13 protein-coding genes are annotated in these 24,249 nt (G+C 71.6%); 9 read left to right on the forward strand and 4 right to left on the reverse strand.

Going from position 1 to position 24,249, the window contains the following annotated elements:
- The first annotated feature begins 38 nt into the window (after positions 1 to 38).
- From ACF08W_RS02750 to ACF08W_RS02760, 3 genes are all read left to right on the forward strand, one after another.
- Complete coding sequence (locus ACF08W_RS02750; protein WP_392278157.1) at positions 39 to 1,436, forward strand: APC family permease; 1,398 nt, start codon at positions 39 to 41, stop codon at positions 1,434 to 1,436.
- A gap of 180 nt (positions 1,437 to 1,616) precedes the next feature.
- Positions 1,617 to 2,669, forward strand: a complete 1,053-nt coding sequence (locus tag ACF08W_RS02755; protein ID WP_352276616.1) for an NAD(+)/NADH kinase — start codon at positions 1,617 to 1,619, stop codon at positions 2,667 to 2,669.
- Between the two features lie 195 nt (positions 2,670 to 2,864).
- The gene (locus ACF08W_RS02760) at positions 2,865 to 3,746 is read left to right on the forward strand and encodes a DMT family transporter (protein WP_392278158.1); all 882 of its coding nucleotides are present in this window, start codon (positions 2,865 to 2,867) and stop codon (positions 3,744 to 3,746) included.
- A gap of 70 nt (positions 3,747 to 3,816) precedes the next feature.
- Here the strand turns inward: ACF08W_RS02760 and ACF08W_RS02765 are convergent, their stop codons facing one another.
- Entirely contained in the window at positions 3,817 to 4,407 is a 591-nt protein-coding gene (locus ACF08W_RS02765; RefSeq protein WP_352276619.1) for a lytic polysaccharide monooxygenase auxiliary activity family 9 protein, read from the reverse strand.
- Positions 4,408 to 5,353: 946 nt separating this feature from the next.
- Here ACF08W_RS02765 and ACF08W_RS02770 point away from each other — a divergent pair.
- The 6 genes from ACF08W_RS02770 to ACF08W_RS02795 all read left to right on the forward strand — a co-directional run bounded on the left by ACF08W_RS02770 (position 5,354) and on the right by ACF08W_RS02795 (position 21,435).
- On the forward strand, positions 5,354 to 6,256 hold the full coding sequence (locus tag ACF08W_RS02770; RefSeq protein ID WP_392278332.1) for a sterol desaturase family protein: 903 nt from the start codon (positions 5,354 to 5,356) through the stop codon (positions 6,254 to 6,256).
- Between the two features lie 51 nt (positions 6,257 to 6,307).
- A complete protein-coding gene (locus ACF08W_RS02775) occupies positions 6,308 to 15,685 on the forward strand; it encodes an amino acid adenylation domain-containing protein (RefSeq protein ID WP_392278159.1) in 9,378 nt (3,125 codons plus the stop codon).
- Complete coding sequence (locus ACF08W_RS02780; protein ID WP_385215680.1) at positions 15,675 to 17,357, forward strand: phytoene desaturase family protein; 1,683 nt, start codon at positions 15,675 to 15,677, stop codon at positions 17,355 to 17,357. The genes ACF08W_RS02775 and ACF08W_RS02780 overlap by 11 nt, the downstream gene beginning before the upstream one ends.
- Entirely contained in the window at positions 17,354 to 19,102 is a 1,749-nt protein-coding gene (locus tag ACF08W_RS02785; protein WP_392278160.1) for a phytoene desaturase family protein, read from the forward strand. The genes ACF08W_RS02780 and ACF08W_RS02785 overlap by 4 nt, the downstream gene beginning before the upstream one ends.
- A complete protein-coding gene (locus ACF08W_RS02790; RefSeq protein ID WP_352276627.1) occupies positions 19,099 to 20,154 on the forward strand; it encodes an NADP-dependent oxidoreductase in 1,056 nt (351 codons plus the stop codon). Before ACF08W_RS02785 ends, ACF08W_RS02790 begins: the two co-directional genes overlap by 4 nt.
- A gap of 126 nt (positions 20,155 to 20,280) precedes the next feature.
- Positions 20,281 to 21,435: a cytochrome P450 gene (locus ACF08W_RS02795; RefSeq protein ID WP_385215889.1), complete on the forward strand. Its 1,155-nt coding sequence runs from the start codon at positions 20,281 to 20,283 to the stop codon at positions 21,433 to 21,435.
- 23 nt (positions 21,436 to 21,458) lie between these two features.
- On the opposite strand, the gene ACF08W_RS02800 is transcribed toward ACF08W_RS02795, so the two are convergent.
- The 3 genes from ACF08W_RS02800 to ACF08W_RS02810 all read right to left on the reverse strand — a co-directional run bounded on the left by ACF08W_RS02800 (position 21,459) and on the right by ACF08W_RS02810 (position 24,145).
- Positions 21,459 to 22,337 carry an NmrA family NAD(P)-binding protein gene (locus ACF08W_RS02800; protein ID WP_392278161.1) on the reverse strand — a complete coding sequence of 293 codons (879 nt, stop codon included), beginning with the start codon at positions 22,335 to 22,337 and terminating at the stop codon, positions 21,459 to 21,461.
- A gap of 64 nt (positions 22,338 to 22,401) precedes the next feature.
- A complete protein-coding gene (locus tag ACF08W_RS02805; protein ID WP_392278162.1) occupies positions 22,402 to 23,610 on the reverse strand; it encodes an MFS transporter in 1,209 nt (402 codons plus the stop codon).
- Between the two features lie 61 nt (positions 23,611 to 23,671).
- A complete protein-coding gene (locus tag ACF08W_RS02810) occupies positions 23,672 to 24,145 on the reverse strand; it encodes a hypothetical protein (RefSeq protein WP_392278163.1) in 474 nt (157 codons plus the stop codon).
- Positions 24,146 to 24,249: the final 104 nt, after the last annotated feature.

Raw genomic sequence — 24,249 nt, forward strand, 5'->3', positions numbered from 1 at the left:
CGCGCTCAAACACCGCACTTTTTGATCGGAACCGCACGATGACCGACACGCTCAGCGCACCTCAGGCGCTCGCCCCGGCGACCGGCCCCACTCCCCAGAAGCTCAAGCGCTCCATCGGCGTCGTGGGCGGCACACTGCTCACGCTGTCCTGCGTGACCCCCGCCTCGACCCTCTTCGTGGTCGTGCCGGACCTCTTCTCCAGCCTCGGCACGTACACCGCCCTGACCATCGCCATCGGCTCGCTGCTCTGCATCGCGGTCGCCTTCTGCTACTCGGAACTGGGCACCCTCATCCCCAGCGCCGGCGGCGAGTACGCCATGGTGTCGACCATGGCGGGACGGCTCGCCGGATGGCTCGTCTTCGTGCTGTCGCTGCTCGTCGTGATGATCGTGCCCCCGGTGATCTCCATGGGGACGGCCGACTACCTGGCGCCCATCGTGCACATCCCGGCCCCCCTCGCGGGCGCCGGGGTCATGCTGCTGGCCACCCTCGCCGGCCTGCTGGACCTGCGCGCCAACGCGTGGATCACCGGAATCTTCCTGGTCCTCGAAGTGATCGCGGCGGGTGTCGTCGCCGTACTCGGCTTCGCCCACACCGAGCGCGGCGCGTCCTCGCTGGTGCACGGCACGGTCGCCTCGGCCGGCGGTTCCCACTCCACGGTCACCGCGATGATGGTCGTCTCCGGACTCGCCATCGCGCTCTTCATCACGCAGGGCTTCTCCACCGCGGTCTACCTCTCCGAGGAGCTGGAGAATCCCCGCCGCAACGTGGCCCGCACCGTGCTCGCCACCCTCGCCATCTCCACCGCCGTCATCCTGATCCCGGTCATCGCCATCACCATGGGCGCCCCGGACCTGGCGGCCCTGACCTCCGGCGACCTCAGCACCATGGTCACCGCCTGGTCCAACTCGGCGGTCGGCACCTTCGTCAGCCTCTGCGTCGCCCTTGCGATCATCAACGCGGGCATCGTCATGGTCATCCAGAACTCCCGGGTGCTCTTCGCCTCGGCCCGTGACAAGGCGTGGCCGGCACCGGTCAACAACGCCCTGTCCCGGCTCGGCCGGTTCGGCTCGCCGTGGGTCGCGACCCTCCTCGTCGGCGTCCCCGGCGCGGCGCTCTGCTTCGTCAACCTCGACACCCTGTACGGCGTCACCGGCGTCTCCGTCACCGCCATGTACCTGTTGGTCGCCGTCGCGGCCCTGCTCTGCCGCCGCGGCGCGCACCGCGAGGCGCAGGCCTGGCGGATGCCGCTCTGGCCCGCCGTCCCCGTGCTGCTGATCGCCGTGCTGGCGTACATCCTGACCCAGCAGGAGGTCGAGTACCTGCTGTGGACCGGCGGCATCACCGCGGTCGCCACGCTCTACTGGGCGCTTTACCTGCGGCCCCGCCGCGACACCCGCTGGCTGGTCAGCATCCCGGAGGACGCCCGGTCCTGACCCGGGGGCGCGTCCCGTGCGGTGTCCGGCCCGTCGGTGGAGATCCTCCACCGGCGGGCCGGCCCCGTCCGCGCCCGTCGCCCGACCGGGCGCAGCGCCGTCCCGGCGACGGGCGGACCCACCACCCCTTGCCCACAGTGGGACGAGGAAGGTCGTCGGAGCACGGGGAGCGGTGGCGCGATGGGTGTCGAACGGGTCGGAGTCGTCGTGCACCAGGGCCGCCCCGAGGCCGTCGCCGCCGCGGGCGTCGTACGCGACTGGTGCGCCCGCGAAGGGGTCCCCTGCACGGACATCGACGTGTGGCGGGGCGACGGGCACCGACGCGGCGGGCGCGAGGAGGCCGACGTCGCGGGGCACCCCGATCTGATCGTGACGCTCGGCGGCGACGGCACGTTCCTGCGCGGCGCCAGGATCGCCGCCAAGCACGACGGTGCCGTGCTCGGGATCGATCTGGGCCGCGTCGGCTTCCTCACCGAAGTACCGGCCCATGACGTGGTGCGCGCGCTCGACGCCGTCCACCGGGGCCGGGCGGAGTTCGAGGAGCGGATGACCCTGACCATGCGGGCCTCCCGGGTGCTCGAAGTGCCCCCGGACATCGATGCCCTGATGGGCTACGGGCGGCGCCCGATGCTGCCGCCGCCCCAGCCCGCCCCGGACGCGGAGGTCGCGGCGGAGGACTGGGGCGTGGCGCTGGACGTCACCGCCCTCAACGACGTCGTCGTGGAGAAGCTCGCCCGCGACCGCCAGGTGAGCCTCGGCGTCTACATCGGCGGCCGGCTCCTCGCCTCGTACTCGGCCGACGCCGTCGTCATGGCCACGCCCACCGGCTCGACCGCGTACAGTTTCGCCGCCGGCGGGCCGGTGGTCTCGCCCCGGATGGACGCGGTCCTCTTCACCCCCGTGGCGGCGCACATGACCTTCGACCGCACCGTGGTCGCCGCCCCCGACGAACCGATCGCCGTACGGGTCCTGCCGCACTCCGGACAGGCCGCGGTGACCATCGACGGCCAGCTGCGCGGCGTACTGGACGCCGGGGACTGGGTCGGCGTCTACGCGGCACCGCGCCGGCTGCGGATCGTCCGGCTCGGCCCGCACGACTTCTACGGGCGGCTGCGCACCCGGATGCGCCTCACGGACGCGCCCGCCACGGCCGCGGACGGCGAGAGCGCGCCGCTCTTCCGCCACGGCGGCCCGGTCCCGCACGACCTCGCCCACCTCCACCTCGCCCCGTGAGCCACCTGGCCCGACGACCCCTGCCACCGGGCCGGCCGACGCCGATATAGTCGGCCGCCGCAGGAGGGCGGCCCCGGGGGAGGAACAGTGCGTCGCGCTCCGGACCCTCGTCGATGCCCACTGCCCCGTCCCGTCCCCGGTCGAGCCGCCGAGGGCGCCCCGGAAAGGCTCGCCACCCACGGAAGGGGCCACGCGATGCCGGCCGTCCTCGTCCTGCTGCTCTCCGGTACCTGGCTGCTGTCCGGGGCCCTGGTGACCGGGACCGATCCGCTGATCGTCGCCGTGGGCCGCACGGCGGTGTGCTGCGCGGTGCTCACCGCCGTCGCCGCCTCCCGCGCGGACGGCCGGGCCGATCTGCGCAGGGCCGCCGCCAGGCCGGGCACCGTATGGCTGCTGGGCCTGCTCGGCTTCGCCGGATACGCGGCGGGCACCCTTCTGTCCATCTCCCGGATCGGGACCTCGCTGGCCAACGTCGTCGTCGCGCTGCTGCCGTGTGCCACGGTGGCGGTCGGCGCGCTGTTCTTCGGCGAACGCTCCGGGGCACGTCGGGCGACCGGAGCGGTGCTCGCCTGCGCGGCCGCCGTCGGGTACGCCGCGCTCGGCGCCGGGACGGGCGACGCGGACGCGCTCGGACTGCTCCTGGTCACCGCGGCGACCGTGGCCTTCGCGGTGTACGGCTTCCTCTACCGGAGGCGGATGCCGGGGATGGCGCCGCTCACCGTGCTGCCCGTCCTCCTCGCGGCCGCCACCTGCCTGCTGCTGCCGATGGCCCTGCCCGCGCTGGTCTCGCACCCGCCCACGCCCGCCGCGATCGGCGGCATCGTGCTCCTGGGCGGGGCCGTGTACGCCCCCGCCTACCTCGTGCAGCACCGGCTCATCCTGCTGCGCGGGCCGGTCTTCACGGCGGCCGTGCAACTGGCCGTCCCGTTCACGGTGCGGCTCGGTGACTGGGCCCTGGGCACCGGGACCGCGCCCTCCGCCGCGGAACTGCTGCTGCTCGCGGTGTGCTGCGGCGGCATCGCGCTCGTCACCGTGGAACCCGGTCCGCGGCGGCTCGCCGGCGCGGAGGCGGAATGACGGCGGGGCCGAGTAGCCGACCCGTCGCCGGACGACCCTCCGTCCGGCGACGAGCCGGGTACGCCCGGACTCAGAAAGTGACGTCCGAGCAGGCGTAGAACGCGTTGCCGGTGTCGGCGATCGTCCAGACGCCGAGGATCAGGTGCTTGCCCGACTTCTGCGGCAGCACTCCGGAGTGGGTCACGGTGGACCCGGGCAGACGTCCGCCGAAGGGCACGGTCAGGAACGGCTGGGGATCCAGGTCGGCCCTGGTCAGCGGCTTGGTCGGGTCGTAGCCGTCCTTGGTGATGTAGTACCGGAAGTCGGTCGTGGCGTGCCGCGCCTCGATCTGCCAGCGGAACGTGTAGCTCTGCCCCGCGGTGACCTTCGTGGCGGGCCAGTTGCCGCCGCGCGGGTCGTCGAGCTCGGAGAACCGGCCGATGCCGCCGGCGCAGATGGTGCCGTCGACCGGCCCGCGGGCGGGGAAGCCCTTGGGCCCTTCGACGCTCGGCGGCTCCCACTGGACCTGGCCGCAGTTGCGTACGGTGCCGAGGCCGCAGAGCTGCTGACGGCTGATGGGGGCGTCGGTGTAGCCGTGGGCCTGGGCGCTGCCGGTCGTGGCGAGCAAGGAAGCTCCGGCGATTCCGAGACCCAGGACGAATGAAGTGATCTTTCTGCGCATGCTTCGCTCCTGAGGGAGGTGTGGGGGCGCTGCGAGACGAGTGGGGGAGTGGCATCCCACCCTCACTAGGTCTAGACCAACTCCGAGACTAGCCAGAGGCGTTGGTCATGTCCATACCATTGGCGCCCGATCGCGCGAGGGGGTCCGTGCGGTGCTGGAGTTCTCCCGCCCGGCGGATGTCAAGGACCTCGAACAGGTCATCGTCGATCGGATCTGGACACGCGGACGAGTGGTGCCACCGGCTGTCGGCGGGGCGAGCGGTGCCCCATCGCGGTTCTCGCCCTCGTCCGGCCGTCCTGTATCCGGGAGTTGGTGAATCCCTGCCGACAACTCCGGGGAATTCCGCAGGCAATGGACTAATCGACCCTGGTCATTCGGGTCGGTGGGGGCGACTACCGGACATCCGTGATCACGGTCGCCGGGGACGTGGGCGGTGGAGGCGGGGGAGGTGGGTGCCGGCTCTCGCCGAAACTGCTGAGGCTGCGTCAGGCGGCCCTTGCTGCCGCGGGGTTGGTCGCGAATCCACTTCCGGCGAAGGGCCGGTGGGGCGGGGGCGGCAATTCCCGATATGAAAAGTAATTAATATGAGTGGCAATTTGGGGTGGCTTGGGGGGCGCTCTTGATTTTGTCGCGCCCGTCGCAAAGTGGCGCCATGCGGCTTGAATTCGACGGTTGAGTCAGCTCATCAGGGAAAAATTACTAGGGCGAACCCCGGTGACGACGCCCAGGCTCGCGGAGCCCATGAAGGCGCTCCTCACGCACTTCGAACCCATTTCCTGCGCGTGACAAGTGGCGAACATTCGTCCGGTCGCGTGCATTCGCAGGTATCCGATCAGATTTTCATTCATGGCCCGCGCACTCTTCCGTGCACCGCGCCGTGCTGCTTCCTTCCGAAAAGGTGCTGAGAGTGGAAAGTCGCGAACCGCTGCCCGGCGGTGGCCCGGAGGTGACTTCTGGTCGGGCCCGGGGGCACGATACTCCGGAGTTCTCCGTACGCGCGGTACTGCGCGTGTCGGCGTATCCGCTCCTCCTGGTGAGCACGGTCGCGGTGGGTGCCGCTGCGCTCCAGCTCGACTGGGACCCCGGCCTGGTGAGCCCACTCTTCCTGGTCGGCGTCATCGTCTACCTGACCGCACTCGAACGCCTGATTCCGTACCAGCGGTCCTGGCACCCGGACGCCCGCGAATGGCGTTGGTACGGGGCCTACTTCCTGCTGACCATGGTGTCCAGCGCGGTCGCGCAGTATCTGGTCACCGCGGTGGTCGCGATGCTCTCGCCCAGCGAGCCCGCACTCAATCTCTGGGCGGAGATCCCGGCGGCGCTGCTGACCGGCTCGCTGGCCAGCTACCTGGTGCACCGGCTGGGGCACACCAATGCCACGCTCTGGCGGCTGCACGGTGTGCACCACGTGCCGGAGAAGGTGAACGTCGCGAACAACGGTGTCAACCACGTCCTCGACATCGTCCTCGCCCAGGGCGTCGTGCAGCTCGCGCTCTCGCTCATCGGGTTCTCCCGCGCATCCGTGTTGGTCGTGGGCCTGTTCGTGGCCGCCCAGGGATATTTCGTCCACGCCAACATCGATGTGCGCATCGGCCCGCTGAACCATGTGCTCGCCAGCCCGGAGCAGCACCGGCTGCACCACAGCACCGACCTGTCCGAAGCCGGCCACTACGGCTCGGACCTGTCGATCTGGGACCACTTCTTCGGAAGCTACACCTGGCGGCCCGGCCGTGAACCGGTCGCGGTCGGCCTCGGTGATCCCGCGTCCTTCCCGCCCACCGGGGAGATCGTGTCCAGCCTTCTCCACCCCCTGCGCCGTGCGAAGACGCCCGGAACCGGCCCCGCCTGAACTTGCATGTCCACGCCGTGCCGCGCGGCGTCACGACCTAGGAGTACGACCTTGCCCGACGTGAACAGCGCCTCTGTGAGCGACAAGGTAGCGATCATCGGCATTGGGTGCCGACTGCCCGGCGGTGCGTCGGACCATCGCTCTTACTGGCAGAACCTCATGGCGGGCAAGGACTGCATCACACCGACGCCCGCCGACCGCTACGACGTCGGCAGCCTCGGCAGCAGACGAAAGGACAAGCCGGGCCGACTGGTGGGCGGCCGCGGTGGATACATCGACGGCTTCGACGAGTTCGACCCCGCCTTCTTCGGGATCAGCCCGCGCGAGGCCGACCACATGGACCCGCAGCAGCGCAAGCTCCTCGAAGTCGCCTGGGAGGCCCTGGAGGACGGCGGCCAGCGGCCCGCGGAGCTCGCCGGCAGCAACACCGCGGTCTTCGTCGGGGCGTTCACGCTGGACTACAAGATCCTGCAATTCTCCGACCTGGGCTTCTCGTCGCTCGCCGCGCACACCGCCACCGGCACGATGATGACGATGGTCTCGAACCGCCTCTCGTACTGCTTCGACTTCCGCGGGCCCAGTCTCTCGATCGACACCGCGTGCAGCTCCTCGCTGGTGGCGGTGCACCTCGCGTGCCAGAGCCTCAACAACCGGGAGACCGACCTCGCGCTGGCCGGCGGGGTGCTGCTGCACATGGCCCCGCAGTACACCATCGCCGAGACCAAGGGCGGCTTCCTCTCGCCCGACGGGCGCTCGCGCGCCTTCGACGCCGGGGCCAACGGCTACGTCCGGGCCGAGGGGGTCGGCCTGGTCGCACTCAAGCGGCTCGACGACGCCCTGCGCGACGGCGACCCGATCCACGCCGTGGTCCTCGGCGCGGGCGTCAACCAGGACGGCCGGACCAACGGCATCACCGTGCCCAACGCGGACGCCCAGGTCTCCCTCATCCGGCGCGTCTGCGGCGAGGCGGGGATCGCCCCCGGCGACCTCCAGTACGTCGAGGCGCACGGCACCTCCACTCCCGTCGGCGACCCGATCGAGGCGAACGCGCTGAGCCGGGCCCTGTCCGTCGGCCGTCGCCCCGACGCGCCCTGCTACGTGGGCTCCGTCAAGACGAACATCGGGCACACCGAGTCGGCGGCGGGCATCGCCGGACTGATCAAGGCCGTGCTGTGCCTCGAGCACCGCATGATCCCGCCGCACATCAACCTGGAACAGCTCAACTCCGCCATCGACCAGGCCGCCTCCCCGTTCCGCATCCCGACCGAGCCGACCCCCTGGCCCGCGCACGAGGGACCGGCCCGGGCCGGGGTGAACTCGTTCGGCTTCGGCGGCACCAACGCCCACGTCGTACTGGAGCAGGCGCCGGACCGCACCACGGCCGGGCCCGCGCCCGAGGAGCGCGCCTGGAACATCCTGCCGCTGACGGCCCGGGTCCCGGAGGCCCTGCCCGAGCTGGCGGCCGGCATCCGCCGTGAGCTGGCGGGCACCGACGGCCCCGCGGTCGAACTCTCCGACCTCGGCCACACCCTGGCCCACCGCCGCCAGCACCTGGAGTCACGGCTCTCGGTCGTGTACTCCTCGCGGGCCGGACTCGACGAGGCGCTCGCCGCCCACGTCCGGGGCGAGCCGCACCCCGCCGTCGTCGAGGGCAGGCAGCTGGAGGCCGACCAGCGCGGCCTGGTCTGGGTCTTCACCGGCATGGGGCCGCAGTGGTGGGGCATGGGCCGTCAGCTGCTCGACGGCGACGCCGTGTTCCGCGAGGCCGTCACCCGCTGCGACGAAGCCATCCGGGCGCTCGCGGGCTGGTCCCTGATCGAGGAGATGCGGGCCGACGAGGCGGAATCGCGGATGGCCGAGACCTGGCTCGCGCAGACCGCCAACTTCGCCGTCCAGGTGGGCCTCGCCGCCATGTGGCGCCACTACGGCGTACGGCCCGACGCCGTCGTCGGCCACAGCACCGGGGAGGTGGCCGCCTTCTACGAAGCGGGCGTCTACACCCTGGAGGACGCGGTCAAGGTGGTGATCCACCGCAGCCGGCTCCAGCAGAAGCTGACCGGCACCGGCACCATGCTCGCCGTCAGCCTGCCCGAGGCGGAGGCACAGTCCAGGGTCGCCCCCTTCGGCGACCGTGTCTCGGTCGCCGCCGTCAACAGCCCCTCCGCGGTCACCCTGGCCGGGGACCGGGACGCGCTGGCCGAACTGGCCGACCAGCTCCGGGCCGAGCAGGTCTTCGCCAAGTTCCTCACGGTGCAGGTCCCGTACCACAGCGCCGGGATGGAGACGATCAAGGACGAACTGCTGGCCTCGCTGGAGGGCATCGACCCCCGCCCGGCCACGGTCCCGCTGTACCTGACCGGGCAGGAGGGCACGGCCCACGGCACCGAACTCGACGGACACTACTGGTGGAAGAACGTCCGCGACCGCGTCCGCTTCCGCTCGGCCGTCGACCGGCTCGCCGACGACGGGTTCGGCCTCTTCCTGGAGGTCGGCCCGCACCCGGTGCTTGGCCACTCCATCCGCGAATGCCTGGAGGACCGGGCCACGGCCGCACGGACCCTTCCGTCGATCCGGCGCCAGGAGAACGAGGCCGAGCGCTTCGCCACCTCGCTCGCGGAACTGCACACCCTCGGCGTCCCCGTCGACTGGAACGCCCTGCACCCCACGGGCAGCCCGGTCGTCCTGCCCCGGTACCCCTGGCGGCGTGACCGCTACTGGACGGAGCCCGCCCCCGTCGCCCAGGTCCGCCTCGGCCACGTCGACCACCCCCTGCTGGGCCGTCGCACCACGGACACCGAACCGACCTGGCACGCCACGCTGGACACCGAGCGGCTGCCGTACCTCGACGACCACCGCATCCAGTCCACCGTGGTCTTCCCGGCCGCGGGATACCTGGAGATGGCCACACAGGCGGTCCGCTCCCTCACCGGCGGCACCCACGCCGTCCTGACGGACATCGAGTTCCGCAAGGCGCTGTTCCTGCCCGAGGGCGAGGACCGGGGCGTGACGCTGACCCTCTCCTCGCAGAACGCCGCCTTCACCATCGCGTCGGCCACCGGGGAGGAGAGCGGCCGCGCGGTGCACGCCACCGGCGTGGTCCGCTCCGGACAGCCCCGCCCGGCCGGCCCCCGCGCCGACACCGAGGAGCTCCGGGCACGCACCCGGCGCCGGCTCGACGGCGCGGACTGCTACACGGCCCTCGCCGAGCAGGGCTACCACTACGGCCCGGCGTTCCGGGCCATCGACGAAGTGTGGATCGGCCACGGGGAAGTCCTCGCCCGGCTCCGGCCGCCCGCCGTGATCGGTGACGACGCCGCCGGACACCACATCCACCCGGTGCTCCTCGACGCCTGCTTCCAGTCCCTGCTGGCCACCCAACTGCCCGAAGCGGGAGCCCCCGCCGGTCCGGACCAGGGCACCGGAATCCGCCTCCCCCTGTCGATCGAGGAGCTGTGCCTCGCCCCGGTCGGCGACCGCCCGATCTGGGTGCACGCGCGCGTGACCCGCGACAACGGCGACGAGCTCGTCGGGGACATGGAGCTCTACACCGAGGACGGCGAGCCGCTCGGCGGCATCCACGGCTTCCGCGCCGCCGACGTGGAGAAGGCGTCCACCGCGGTCGGCCTCGGCACCATCGATGCCTGGCTGGCCGAGACCGTATGGACCGACAGCCCCTCCACCGACGACACCACCACCCCCCTGCCCACCACCGGCTCCTGGCTGCTGTTCGCGGACCGTCAGGGTGTCGCCGACGCCCTGGGCACCCTGCTCACCGAGCACGGCCAGCGCTGCCACCTGGTACACCCGGGGGAGAGCTACAGAAGAAGCGACGACGGCCGCACGTTCACCATCGACCCCGGGGCCGACGCCGACCTGGACCGCCTCTTCATCGAACTCGGCGCGGACGGCCCCGTCGGCACCGTCGTCCACCTGTGGAGCCTCGACCTGCCGCCGCTCGCCGAGGCCGCCCCGCAGGACCTGGTTCGCCACGGCGACAACGGCTCCTACTCGCTGATCGCGCTCGCCCGTGCCCTGCTGCGCCGCGAGGCGACCGGCCGGCTGCACATCGTCACCCGGGGCGCCCAGCACACCGGGCCGGGCGACACCGTGGAGCCGCTGGGAGCGCCCGCCTGGGGCGTGGGACGGGTCCTCCGCCACCAGGAACTGCTCTCCCACCCCGGCAAGCTGATCGACCTGGGCCCGGCCCCGCGGGGCGAGGAGGGCCGACTGGCCGAGGCCGGAACGCTGCTGCGCGAGTTCCTCACCGACGACGAGGAGGAAGTCGCGCTGCGCGGCGGGGCTCGCCTCACCAGCCGGATCCGCCAGGCGCAGGAGCTCACCCGCCCGCTGCCCCTGAGCCTGCGCACCGACGCCAACTACCTGGTCACCGGCGCCTTCGGCGCTCTCGGCCGACTGCTCTGCCGCACCCTCGTACGGCGCGGGGCGCGCAGCCTGATCCTGATCGGGCGTACCACGCTGCCCGAGCGCTCCGCCTGGCGGACCCTGGACCCGGACACCGCCGTGGGCCGCGCCACCGCCTTCGTCAAGGAACTGGAGGCACTCGGGGCCCGCGTCGTCCTGGCACCGCTCGACATCACCGACGAAGCAGCGCTCACCGCCTGGCTCGAGGCCCACCGCCGCACCGACCCGCTCCCGGTACGCGGGGTGTTCCACCTCGCCGGGCAGGTCCGCGACACCCTCGTCGAGGACATGGACCGTCGGACGTTCGCGGCCGCCCACGACCCCAAGGTCGTCGGCGCCTATCTGCTCCACCGCCATCTGCGGGACGAACCGCTGGACCACTTCGTCCTGTTCGCCTCCATCGCCTCCCTGCTGACCACGGCCGGCCAGACCAACTACGCCGCCGGCAACGCGTTCCTGGACGCGCTGGCACAGCACCGCCGCACCCTCGGACTGCCGGGGCTGAGCGTGGACTGGGGGCCGTGGGCCACCGGCATGATCGAGGAGCTGGGGCTCGTCGACCACTACCTCCACAACCGCGGGATGAGCTCGCTCGCACCCGACGTCGGCATGGCCGTACTGGAACGCGTCATCGGACAGGACCGAGCGCAGCTGCTCGTCGCCACGGTCGTCGACTGGCCGGTCTTCCTCGCCTGGTACGCGACCCCGCCCGCGCTGGTCTCCGAGCTGGCCGAGGCGGCCCCCGCCGGGGCGGCCGGCGGACCCGGCGAGGGCGTCCTCGACGCCTTCCGCCACGCCGACCCCGCCGCACGGGTGACCCTGGTCACCGGACGGTTCATCGAGCTGACCGCGGCCGTGCTGCGGACCAGCCCCGAACGGATCGACCCGCTGGCCGGGCTGAACGCACTCGGACTGGACTCGCTCCTGGCCATGGAGCTGCGCGCCCGGCTCAGCTCCGAGCTCGGGGTCGCCCCGCCCGTGGTAGCCCTGCTGAGCGGTACCCCCGTGGCCGAACTGATCACCCAGCTCCACGACGCTCTGGCCGAGTTGGTCGCCCACCAGGCCGGAGGCGCCGACCAGGACGCCGTCGAGGTGTTCGAGGACGAGCTCCGTCACCCGCTGACGCAGAACCAGAAGGCCCTGTGGTTCCTCCGGCAGCTCAACCCCGAGGGCTACGCCTACAACATCGGCGGCGCCGTCGAGGTCCGGGTCGCCCTCGACCCCGACCTCATGTTCGAGGCCGTGCGCTGCATGGTGGCACGGCACCCCGCGCTGCGGACCAACTTCCTCACGGTCGACGGCGTCCCGCTCCAGCAGATCTCGCCGGAGGCCGATGCCGACGTGGCCTTCTTCGACGTACAGGGCCAGGAGTGGGAGGAGATCCACCGCACCATCGTCGCCGAGTACCGCAAGCCGTACGACCTGGAAAGCGACCCGCTCTTCCGCTTCCGGCTCTTCAAGCGCGGCGAGGACCGCTGGGTGATCATGAAGGCGGTGCACCACATCGTCTCCGACGCGATCTCCACCTTCACCTTCATCGAGGAACTCCTCGCGGTCTACGAAGGGCTGCGCCAGGGGCAGGCTCCTTCGCTGCCGCCGGTCACCGCCCGCTACCTGGACTTCCTCAACGCGCAGAACCGCTTCCTGGCCGGACCCGCCGCACCGCGCATGTTCGACTACTGGCGCACCCACCTGCCGGCCGAGGTCCCCACCCTGGAACTCCCCGTCGACAAGCCCCGCCCCGCCGTGCAGACGCACAACGGAGCCTCGGAGTTCTTCGTCCTGGACACCGGGCTCACCGCCCGGGTGCACACCCTGGCCCGTGAGCACGACGTGACCCCGTTCATGGTCCTCCTCAGCGCCTACTACGTGCTGCTCCAGCGCTACTCGGGCCAGGACCAGGTGATCGTCGGGAGCCCGGTGACGGGCCGCACCGAGCAGGAGTTCGCCTCCGTCTACGGCTACTTCGTCAACCCGCTGCCGCTCCACGCCGACCTGTCCGACGACCCCTCCGTCGGCCGGCTGCTGCAAGAGGTCCGGGCGACCGTGCTGGGCGGCCTGGACAACCAGGAGTACCCGTTCGTCCTGCTGGTCGACAAGCTGGGACTCCAGCACGACCCCAGCCGCTCCGCGGTCTTCCAAGCCATGTTCATCCTGCTCACCCACAAGGTCGCCACCGAGAAGTACGGCTACCGCCTGGAGTACATCGAACTCCCCGAAGAAGAAGGCCAGTTCGATGTGACCCTGTCCGTGTACGAGGACGAGGCCGACCACCGCTTCCACTGCGTCCTGAAGTACAACACCGACCTGTTCCTGCCCGAGACCATGCGGCGGATGGCGCGCCACTACACCGCGCTGCTCGACAGCATGACCGGATCCCCGGCCGGGCTGCCGGTCTCCCGGCTGTCGATGCTCGGCGGCGAGGAACGCGAGCGGCTGATCGGCGAATGGAGCGGTGCCGGGCACCTCGCCCTGCCGCCGGCCGGGAAGGACGGTGCGGACGGATTCCGCCCCGTGCACCAGCTGATCGCCGAGACCGCCGCCCGCCGCCCCGACGCCGTGGCGATCACCGCCCCGGCACCCCGGGGCGCGGCCCGCCGGATGACCTACGCGGAACTGGACCGCAGGTCCGAGGCGTCCGCCCGGCGGCTGCGCGGGCTCGGGGTCGGCGCCGGATCGGTGGTGGCGCTCTGCCTCGACAAGTCGCCCGAGCTCCTTGTCGAGCTCCTCGCGGTCCTCAGGGCCGGCGGCGCCTACCTTCCGATCCCGGCCGACCACCCGGCCGACCGGGTCGCCCACGCGGTACGGACCGCGGAAGCGGTCCTGGTGCTCACCGCCGACGATGCCGGCCGCGACCGGCTGGCGGAACTCCCGGCCCGGACGCTGACCCTGCGGGAGCTGCACGAAGCGGCCCCGGCGGACGGCCCCGGAGGCCCGGTGGACCCCGACGCGCCCGCGTACGTCATCCACACCTCCGGCTCGACCGGCCTCCCCAAGGCCGTGCGGGTCAGCCACCGCAACCTCGCCTCGGCGTACGGGGCCTGGCTCCAGGAGTACCGGCTGGACCGCGACGTCCGCGTCCACCTCCAGATGGCCGCCCCGTCGTTCGACGTCTTCACCGGGGACGTGGTCCGCGCGCTCTGCTCCGGCGGCAACCTGGTCCTCGTCGACCGCGACCTGCTCTTCGACACCGAGCGCCTGTACGCCACGATGCGCGAGGAGCGCGTCGACTGCGCGGAGTTCGTGCCCGCCGTCGTGCGCGGCCTCATGGAGCACTGCGAACGCCGTTCGCTGCGGCTGGACTTCATGCGCCTGCTGATCGTCGGCTCCGACGTGTGGAAGGTGGCGGAGTACCGCAGGCTCCACGAACTGTGCGGTCCCGGCACCCGCCTGATCAACTCCTACGGTGTCACCGAGGCGACCATCGACAGCGCCTGCTTCGAAGGGCCGCTCGACGACCTGGAGCCCGGCCGGATGGTGCCGATCGGACGGCCGCTGAGCAACAGCACGCTCCATGTGCTCGACGCGCACGGCGAACCGGTCCCGCCCGGCGTCCCCGGCGAGCTGTGGATCGGCGGCGAAGGCGTGGCCCTCGGCTACGCGGGCGACCCCGAACTGACCGACAGCCGCTTCGTCACCCGCACCCTCAGCCGGGAACCGGGCGCGAGCCCCGTACGCCTCTACCGCAGCGGTGACGCGGCGCGCTGGGACGCGGACGGGCGGATCCACCTGCTCGGCCGGGCCGACGACCAGATCAAGCTGCGCGGACACCGGATCGAGCTCGGCGAGATCGAGGCGCACCTCGCGCAGCGGCCCGAGCTGGCCCGCGCGGTCGTCACCGTACGCCAGGACGCCCGGGGCGAGGACGTGCTCTGCGCCTACTGCGTACCGGTCGAGGGCGCGAACCCGGACCGGCGCGCGCTCCGGCGCCACCTCGCGGACCAGCTCCCCGGCTACATGGTCCCGGCACACTTCGTCACCGTGCCGCGGCTGCCGCTCACCGCCAACGGCAAGGTCGACCCCACCGCCCTGCCGATGCCCCGGTTCGACCTGGAGGACCAGCCCGAGGAGAAGCCCCGCACACCCTTCGAGGTGAGCATGGCCCGACACTGGAAGGAGCTCCTCGGCCTCGAACAGGTCGGCCTCACCCATGAGTTCTTCGAGGCCGGCGGCAGCTCCATCAAGCTGATCGAACTGATCCACCGGCTCCGCAAGGAGTACGGCGTCGGCATCCCCGTCAGCCTGCTCTACCGCGTGACGACCCTGCACGGCATGGCCGCCTCCGTGGAGCGCCTCGCCACCGGATCGGTCTTCGAGGACCTGCCCTACCTCGCCTTCAACAGCGACCAGGAACGGACCGTGTTCTGCTTCCCGCCGGCCGGCGGCCACGGTCTCGTCTACCGGGAGTTCTCCACGAGAATGCCGGAGTACCGGATGATCGCGTTCAACTACGTCCCCGGCACGGACAAGGTCGCCCGCTACGCCGACCTGGTCGAGACGGACCAGCCCACCGGCAGGTGCCTGCTCCTCGGCTACTCGCTCGGCGGCAACCTCGCCTTCGAGGTGGCCAAGGAGCTGGAAGGCCGGGGCCGCGAGGTCGCCCATGTGGTCGTCCTGGACTCGCACCGCATCGTCGAAGCGTACGAACCCGGACCGGAGCACCTCGAATTCTTCGAGGCGGAACTCTCCGAGCACCTGCGCAAGCACACCGGATCGGACGCCGTGGCCCGCGAAACCATGGACCACGCCACCGAGTACCTGGCCTTCTGCGGACGCACCCCGAACCTGGGAACGGTGTCCGCGACGGTCAGCGTGATCACCGACCAGGAGAAGACGGCGCTCTACGCGGCGGACGAGACCGGCACCTGGCACGGCAGCTCCACCACGGGCACGGCCGTGCTGCGCGGTTCAGGCGTCCACGCCGACATGCTCGATCCCAAGCACGTGGCGCGCAACGCCGACCTGGTGCGCGACATCCTCCGGGAGGGCGGCGCGGATGCCCGCTGAGGTGGAGGACGAGTGGAGCACCCGGGACCGGGCGGCGGACGGAAGGCCCCGGGTCATCGTGATCGGCGCCGGCGTCGCGGGCATGTCCACCGGGTGCTACGCCCAGATGAACGGGATGAACTCCCGCATCTTCGAGAAGCACGTACTGCCCGGCGGTTGCTGCACCGCCTGGTCGCGCGAGGGCTACATCTTCGACTACTGCATCGAATGGCTGATCGGCACCGCCGAGGGCAACGAGGCCAACCAGGTGTGGCGCGAACTGGGGGCACTCGACGGCAAGACCATCACCAACTTCGAGATGTTCAACCGGGTCGTCGACGAGACCGGGCGCTCCGTGACGTTCTACAACGACCCGGACCGCCTCGAACGTCATCTGATGGAGCTCTCGCCCGCCGACGCCCGGCTGATCCGGACCTTCTGCCGGGACCTGCGCCGGTTCACCCGTATCGAGCTCTACCCCTTCCTCACGGCCCCCGCGCTGCGGACCGTACGGGAGCGGGCGGCGCTGATGCGGACCGTCCTGCCCGCGTTCCGGCTCTTCTGGCGCACGGCGGCGACCCCGATGCACACCTTCGCCGACCGGTTCCAGGATCCGCTGCTCCGCCGGGCTTTCCGCAACATCTTCTTCCAGGACCCGGAGGGCTTCCCGCTCCTGCCGTACCTGTTCAACATGGCGGGCGCCCACCACCGGAACGCCGGTTTCCCCCAAGGGGGTTCACTGGGCCTGTCCCGGTCCATCGAGGAGCGCTACACCTCGCTCGGCGGCCGGATCGACTACCGGGCGCGCGTCGAGCGCATCCTCGTCGAGGACGGCCGCGCCATCGGGATCGAGCTGCGCAACGGCCGGCGCTACTTCGCCGACCACGTCGTCTCCGCCTGCGACGGCCACACCACGATCCACGGGCTGCTGGAGGGCCGGTTCACCGGCCCCCGGATCGACAAGCTCTACGACGAACTGCTCGACCGCCCCGGAACCCTGTTCCCCGCGGTGGTCTCCGCCTTCGTCGGCATCCGGGGCGAACTGGACGGCGACCGGGCCCACAGCACCACCTACCTGCTCCAGCCCGAGGACGCCGAGCGACTGCCCGGCGCCCTGCAGAACAGCATCGTCGTCCAGCTGCGCTCCCACTACTCCGACGGCTTCGCCCCACCGGGAAAGTCAGTGATCCACTGCACCTACTTCAGCGACTTCGGGTACTGGAAGGCGCTGCGCGCCGCGGACCGCAAGGCGTACCGCGCGAAGAAGCAGCAGGTCGCACGGTTCGTCGAGGAGTTCCTCGAACGCACGATGCCGGGGATGGGCGAGCGCATCGACCTGGTCGACGTCGCCTCCCCGGCCACGACCCGCCGCTACACCGGCAACCACGACGGCTCCATCCTGGCCTGGAAGGCGTTCTCCGAGGCCGACGACATCTCGGCCAAGCTGGTCGGCAAGGACCGTATGCGGCTGCCCGGGCTGAGCGGATTCTCGATGGCCGGACAGTGGGTCGGCATGGGCGGCCTGATCCGCGCCGCATCCACCGGACGCTTCGTCGTCCAGTACCTCTGCGACGAACTCGGGGTCGGGTTCACCGCGTCCGAGAGCCGGGGCACCGAGCCCTGGCACCCCGGAAAGCTGGGCCGACTGCCCCAGCTCGACAAATGGTCCATGCGTGGTGACACCCGGACATGAGAACCGAGGAGAGCACGAACGTGCCGCGTTCCGAACGACAGTCGATGATCATCATCGGCGCAGGTCTGGGCGGTCTTTCCACCGGCTGTTACGCCCGGATGAACGGGTACCGGACCCATGTGCTGGAGATGCATGAGCTGCCCGGCGGCTGCTGCACGGCCTGGGACCGCGGCGACTTCCGGCTGGACCCCTGCGTCAGCTGGCTGCTGGGCAGCGGCCCCGGCAACGAGATGCACCAGATCTGGCTGGAGCTCGGAGCGCTCCAGGGCAAGGAGATCCGGCACTTCGACGTGTTCAACGTCGTCCGCGGCACGTGCGGGCGGGCGGTGTACTTCTACTCCGACCCGGACCGGCTCCAGGCCCATCTCACCGAGCTCTCACCCGCGGACTCCGCGCTGATCAAGAACTTCTGCAAGCAGCTGCGGGCCTTCAGGCGCTGTCTCGCCGTCTATCCGTTCCTCAGGCCGGTCGGGCTGATGCCCCCGATGGAGCGCTGGCGCATGCTGGCCTCCTTCATCCCGTACTTCAACGTCGTACGCAAATCCATCAGCGTCCTGATGACCGACTACTCGGCGCGGTTCAAGGACCCCCTGCTGCGTGAGGCGTTCAACTTCATCCTGTACGAGAAGCACCCGGCCTTTCCCGTCCTGCCGTTCCACTTCCAGCTCGCCTCGCACGCCAACCTCTCCGCCGGCGTCCCCGAAGGGGGCTCGCTGGGACTGGCCGAGTCGATCGAGCAGCGCTACCGGCGGCTCGGCGGCGAGGTGACGTACAACGTCAAGGTCGAGGAGATCCTGGTCGAGGACGACCGGGCGGTCGGGGTGCGGCTCAGCGACGGACGCGAACTGCGTGCCGACATCATCGTGTCGGCCTGCGACGGGCGCACCACGATGATGGACCTGCTGAAGGGCCGGTACCTCAACGAGGACTACCACCGCCTCTACACCCGCACCATCGAACAGCCCGGCATGGTGTTCCCCGGTTACTTCACGCTCTTCCTCGGCCTGCGCCGCGATTTCCCCGACGCCGACCCCTGCACCACCTACCTCCTGGACGAGAAGGAGGCGGCGGGACTTACCGGCATACGGCATCCCAGCATCAACGTCCAGTTCCGCAACCGGCACTATCCGGAACTCTCCCCGGCCGGGACGAGCGTCGCCTACGTCACCTACTTCTGCGACATCGCCCCCTGGCGTGCCCTGGACGAGGGCCCCGAGCAGGCGACCCGCAAGCGGGGCGGCCAGGAACTGCACACCCTTCCGGTTCGCCACGGCAAGGGCTACTACGCGGCCAAGCGCCGGGCCCGCGAGACGCTCGTGGCCTTCCTGGAACGACAGCACCCGGGCATCTCGGACGCGATCGCCGTACGCGACGTGTCCAGCCCGCTCACCCAGGTCCGCTACACCGGCAACTACGACGGCACGGTGCTCGGCTGGCAGCCCTTCGTCGAGAGCGGGGAAACGCTGGAGACCCTCATCAAGAAACACGGCCCCGGCCTGCCGGGTCTGCGCAACTTCTACCAGTCCGGCGTCTGGGCCACCACCGGCGGTCTGATCCGCGCGGCGGCGGCCGGCCGGCACGTCATGCAGTTCATCTGCCGCGACGACGGACGTGCCTTCACCGCGTCCGTCGACGACAACGGTCCACCGCCGACCCACCGGATCATCGAGGTGGGTCCCCGGCCGGTGCCACGGCCCGTCACGGAGGGCCGGCCGGCCCTCGTCGAGCGAAGGGGAACGGGATGAAGGCCAAGAAGTGGGTGGTGCGCGAACACGTCGAGGGCGTGCCCGACGTAGCGAGGATCTACGGACAGGTCGAGGAGGAACTGGACACCGGACTGGCCCCGGACGAGATGCTCCTGCGGACGCGCTACGTGTCCGTGGACCCCTACCTCCAGGGCATCGCGCTGGACACTCCGCTCGGTGGGCACATGGGCGCCGACTCGATCATGGAAGTGCTGGACGCCGGCCCGGAAGCGCTCCACCGGCCCGGGGACCTGGTCCAGGGATTCGGCGGCTGGCGCACCCATCTCGTCAGCAACGGGGCGGCCACGCCCTGGCAGACCGGGACGTTCCCGATGGTCTTCCCCGCCTTCCGCCGTCTGGACCCGGACTGGTACGACGACGCGCTGCCGCTGCCGACCGCGCTCAGCGCCATGGGCGGGCCGGGGATGACCGCGTGGGGCACCCTGACCAAGTTCCTGTCCGTCAGCCCCGGGAACACCGTCGTGGTCAGCGGCGCCTCCGGTCCGGTCGGCTCGCTCGTCGGCCAACTGGCCAAGCGGGCCGGCGCCCGGGTGGTCGGCACCACCTCCTCCACGGCGAAGGCGGACTACCTCGACGAACTGGGCTTCGACGCGGTCGTCCTCTACCGCCACGGCGACCACCCCGACGCGGTCCGGGACGCCCTGCAGTGGGCCGCACCGGACGGCGTCGACAGGTACTTCGACAATCTGGGCGGCACCGTCACCGACACCGTCTTCTCCATGCTCAACGTGGACAGCCGGGTGGCCGTCTGCTGGCAGTGGTCCACCCAGGTGGGCCGCGAGGCCACCGGCCCACGGCTGCTGCCGTACATCATGTTCCCGCGCGCCCATGTGCGGGGGATCTTCTCGCTGGAATGGTTCACCGAGGAGAACTGGCGCTCGCTCCACGACGAGCTGGGCGGCCTGATCAGGCGGGGCGAGGTGCGCTGCGAGCACACGCTCCACCAGGGCTTCGAGAACATCCCGGACGCCTACCGGAGCCTCTACCAGGGCACGGGCGCCGGCCGGGGCAAAGTCCTGGTCGAGCTCTGAACCCGCCACCGAACCACCACGCCCGAACCGCCCCCCTACCGCAGTCCGCCGTATCCGTGCAGACCAGGAGGTCCCGTGTCCTGCCCCGCCGACGCCCGCGTCAGCCCCGGCCCGTCCGCCCCGCCGATGCACCGGCTGACGTTCGCACCGGTCGGACCGCCCCGGACCGTCGCACTGCCGGACGGCGGCGAGGCGTGGCTGGTGACCCGCTACGCCGACGTCCGCAAGGTGCTGACCGACAGCAGGTTCGGCCGCGCCGCGCTGCACGCGGCGGACGCCCCGTCCCGCTCCGGCGAATCCGGCCTGGTGAGCAGTCTCGACCTGATCTTCAACCAGGACGGGGAGGACCACCTCCGGCTCCGCCGCACCATGCGCCGTGCCTTCACACCGCGCGCCGTCGCCCGCTGGCGGCCCTGGATCGAGACGATCGTCGAGCAGTGCCTGGACGATCTGGAGGCCGGTGAGCGCCCTGCCGACCTGGTGTCCGGCTTCACCCTGCCGCTCCCCGTCGCGGTGATCAGCAGGCTGATGGGGCTCGACGACGAGGTCCGGGACCGGCTGCGCCACTGGAGCCGGTACGCCTTCTCCGACGGGTCCCACCCCGAGGAGGAGATGGCCGCCGTGCTCGCCGAGTTCTCCGCCTTCGGCGCGGAACTGCTGGCACGGCGGCGGAAGGAGCCGGGCGAGGATCTGACCAGTGTGCTGGTCATGGCCGCCGACGAGGAGGAGGGCGGAGTTCCGGAAGGACAACTCATCGATCTGGTCTGCGGGTTGGTGGTGGGCGGTCATGACAGCACCATGACGATGCTCAGCAACTCACTGCTCTACCTGCTCGGTGAGCGACAGGACGTCTGGCCCAAGCTGGGAGCGGACGAGGAGGCCACCGGGGCCGTGGCGGAGCGGCTGCTCCATCTGATCCCGCTCGGCGACGACCAGGGGTCGCCGCGCCACGCCGTCGTCGACACGGAGGTGGGCGGGGTGGTGATTCCGGCCGGGTCGGTGGTGCTCGCCGACTGTCAGGCGGCCAACCGCGACCCCGAGGTGTTCGCCCCCCGGCAGCTGGACGACCTCTTCACCCCGCTCCCGGCGCCCACCCTGTCGTTCGGGGCCGGAGTGCACTACTGCATGGGGGCCTGGCTGGCCCGGCTGGAGCTCCAGCTCGCCCTGCACCGGCTCGCCGCCCGGCTGCCGGGGCTGCGGTTGGCGCAGCCGGCCGACACCGTCGAATGGCACCTCGGCTCCACCTCCCGCAGCCCTCGGCAGCTCAAGGCGACCTGGTAGGGACACGGACCGCGGGGCGGGCGTCAGGCACGGGGCTTCGGCCACTCCTGGGCGCCCGCCCACGCGGCGTAGGAGGTCCAGGGCACGTCCGGGAAACGTTCCCGCAGCGCCGGGATGTCGATCCGGTAGCCGCCGCTCTCGAAGAAGCGGTACATGGCGAACATGTCGGGGTTGACGTCGCGGAGGTCCTCCAGCGCCGACTGGAGGAAGGTGACCGTGCCGCCCGCCGCCCGCCCGATCTCCTCGGCCATCCGGACCGGGGTCGGATCGTCGCCCGCCACCTCGATCCGCTCCCCGATCCAGCGCTCCGGATCGGCGACGACCGTGGCCACGACCCGGCCAAGGTCCTGCCGGGCCACCTGCTGGAGCGGGGTGTCCCCGGGGAGCGGCATGGTGAGCAGGCCGGCGGCCACCTGGTCCCTGCCGCCCAGGGCGTTGTCGTAGAAGTAGGCGGGCGCGACCACCGTCGCGGGCAGCCCCGAGGCGGCGAGCAGCTTCTCGGTCTTCGCCTTGGTCTCGAAGTGCGGTACGCCCGTGCCGCGGTCCGCGCTGGCGACGGACGCCATCACCAGGTGCGGGAGAGCGGCTTCCGCCGCGGCCCGCACGATCGCCGCGCCCTGGGCGACCTCGGCGTCCAGCCCGTCCTGGAACGGGGTGGTGACGGCGAACGCGGCCGACGCGCCCCGGAAGGCGGCGGCCAGCGACGCCGGGTCGGACAGGTCTCCCGGTACGAGCTCGGCCCCCGCCCCGGCCAGCGCACGGGCCCGCCCGCCGGCCGGGTCGCGTACCACGGCACGTACCGGCCGTCCCGCTTCCAGCAGGGCGGCGGCGACCGCGCCGCCCTGGCCACCGGTCGCACCGAGCACGGCTACGGGCATGAGGTCTGCTTGATCGAGTGGCATGCGTCCATGCTGACCGCAGTCCGCCGTGTCCGCCACCGTGCGGTGGTTCCGCCCGGTGGGGGTGTCACAGGGCCCGGGGGAGTCTGCGCTCGGCGTAGGTGCCCGCGCCCGCCGCCAGCAGCATCACGCACCCCGCGAAGATCAGACCGGCCGGCCGGAGCCCGAGCCCGGTGGCCAGGGCGCCGACCCCGATCACCGGTACGGAGATCCCGGCGTAGGCGACGACGAAGAACGCCGAGATGGTGCCGCCGCGGTGCCGGGCCGGGGCGGCGTCGCTGATCAGGGCGAGGGCGGCCCGGAAGGCCAGCCCCTGGCCGGTGCCGCCGGTCAGGGCGCCCAGGACGAGCAGCGGCAGCGAGGCGGCGAGCAGCGACGACGCGACCAGCAGCAGTCCGGCGAAGAGGACTCCGCAGCCGGCCGGGAGCGCGCGTCGCGCGCCGATCCGCCGGGTCAGGGACTGCCCGGCGGTGGAGGCGAGGAACACGGAGAAGACCACGGCGCCCGCCACGGCCAGGTTGTGCACCTCCAGGGTGTGCGCGACGAAGCTCGGCGCGACCGCGGTGAACAGCCCGAGCAGTGCGAAACCCGCGAAGGCCGCCAGCGAGGCGGGCAGGAAGACCCCCTTGACCTCGGGCGGGACGGAGAGCCCCTGCGGCCTTGGCGGCGGGCGGTGCCTGGGCCGGTCGACGGTCTCCGGCAGCAGCCAGGTGATCCCGCAGGCGAGCGCGACCAGCCCGAGGTGGACCCAGAACGGCAGGGTCAGCGGCCAGGGCGTGTACTGGGCGAGCACCCCGGAGAGCAGCGGGCCGCAGCCCAGACCTCCCATGTTCGCCGCGGTGGCGGCGAAGCCCGCGCGGGCCCGGCGCCCGGGGCCGGCCAGTTCGATGACGGCGGCCGTCGCCGCGCCGCTCAGCAGTCCGGCCGAGCAGCCGGAGAGCAGCCGTCCGGCGAAGAGCAGCGGCAGCCCGTGCTCCAGCAGGAAGCATCCGGAGCTCGCCGCGGACAGCCCCATGGCACACAGGAGCACCGGGCGGCGCCCGACGACGTCGGAGCGGTTTCCCGCGAGGAGGAGAACCGTGATGACGGCGACGGCGTACACGGCGAACACCACGGTCACCATCAGCTCGGAGAACCCGATGCGCTGCTGGTAGAGGCCGTAGAGCGGGGTGGGCAGGGTGGTCCCGGCCATCCCGATGGCGAAGACCGCGGCCGCCGCCGGATAGCCGGGGCGCCACCGGCCCCGGGGTTTCGACGCGGACCCGCGGACGCTCACACATCCCCCCTCACGGCCGGGGCGGGCGGCGCCGTGGATCCGGCGCCGCCCGGTCGGGCGGTCAGTCCCAGAGCTGCTGCGTCATGACCCGTCCGGTGGCGGCGGGCGAGCCGTCGGTGTAGACGAGCGTGATCCGCGTGAACCGCTGCACGTCGGGACGGGCCCCGGAGGGCTCCGGACCGTCCAGCCGCACGATGACGGGGTACGCGTGGAACGTGCCTGCCGCGCAGTACGGCTGACAGTCGTTCACGTTGTCGAGCGCCGTGCCCAGGGCGGAGGACGGTCCCCAGTGCGACCAGTGGATGTTGGTGAGGCGGTTGTTGCCGTCCCCGCAGGCGAGCAGGAAGTCTCCCGGACGCACCTGCGGGTTCGAGGAGCAGTCGATGGCCACTACACGGGCCGTCTCGTGCGAGGGGGCGGTCGCCGCCGCGGATGGGGGAGCGGCGGCGGAAGCGGATGCCGGAAGGGAAATCGCCGCGGCGAGCGCTGCGGTGGCGCACAGCGTGAAAGCGGTCCTGAGCTGGTGTTTTTGCATGTCGGCTCCTCGGCTGCCTGGCGCCGGGCCCACGCCGCCCGGGGCGGTCGTCGGGCGCGTCGCCCTTCTTCCAGCCGTTGTTCCTGCATCGACAATATGGCCAC

Source organism: Streptomyces sp. NPDC015144, assembly GCF_043079735.1.
Lineage (GTDB): Bacteria > Actinomycetota > Actinomycetes > Streptomycetales > Streptomycetaceae > Streptomyces.

Excerpts from the sequence above, each read along its gene's own strand:
- ACF08W_RS02790 (WP_352276627.1), top strand. The coding sequence starts at position 19,099 with ATGAAGGCCAAGAAGTGGGTGGTGCGCGAACACGTCGAGGGCGTGCCC.
- ACF08W_RS02810 (WP_392278163.1), bottom strand. The coding sequence starts at position 24,145 with ATGCAAAAACACCAGCTCAGGACCGCTTTCACGCTGTGCGCCACCGCA.
- ACF08W_RS02750 (WP_392278157.1), top strand. The coding sequence starts at position 39 with ATGACCGACACGCTCAGCGCACCTCAGGCGCTCGCCCCGGCGACCGGC.
- ACF08W_RS02765 (WP_352276619.1), bottom strand. The coding sequence starts at position 4,407 with ATGCGCAGAAAGATCACTTCATTCGTCCTGGGTCTCGGAATCGCCGGA.
- ACF08W_RS02800 (WP_392278161.1), bottom strand. The coding sequence starts at position 22,337 with ATGCCACTCGATCAAGCAGACCTCATGCCCGTAGCCGTGCTCGGTGCG.
- ACF08W_RS02760 (WP_392278158.1), top strand. The coding sequence starts at position 2,865 with ATGCCGGCCGTCCTCGTCCTGCTGCTCTCCGGTACCTGGCTGCTGTCC.
- ACF08W_RS02755 (WP_352276616.1), top strand. The coding sequence starts at position 1,617 with ATGGGTGTCGAACGGGTCGGAGTCGTCGTGCACCAGGGCCGCCCCGAG.
- ACF08W_RS02785 (WP_392278160.1), top strand. The coding sequence starts at position 17,354 with ATGAGAACCGAGGAGAGCACGAACGTGCCGCGTTCCGAACGACAGTCG.
- ACF08W_RS02780 (WP_385215680.1), top strand. The coding sequence starts at position 15,675 with ATGCCCGCTGAGGTGGAGGACGAGTGGAGCACCCGGGACCGGGCGGCG.
- ACF08W_RS02795 (WP_385215889.1), top strand. The coding sequence starts at position 20,281 with ATGCACCGGCTGACGTTCGCACCGGTCGGACCGCCCCGGACCGTCGCA.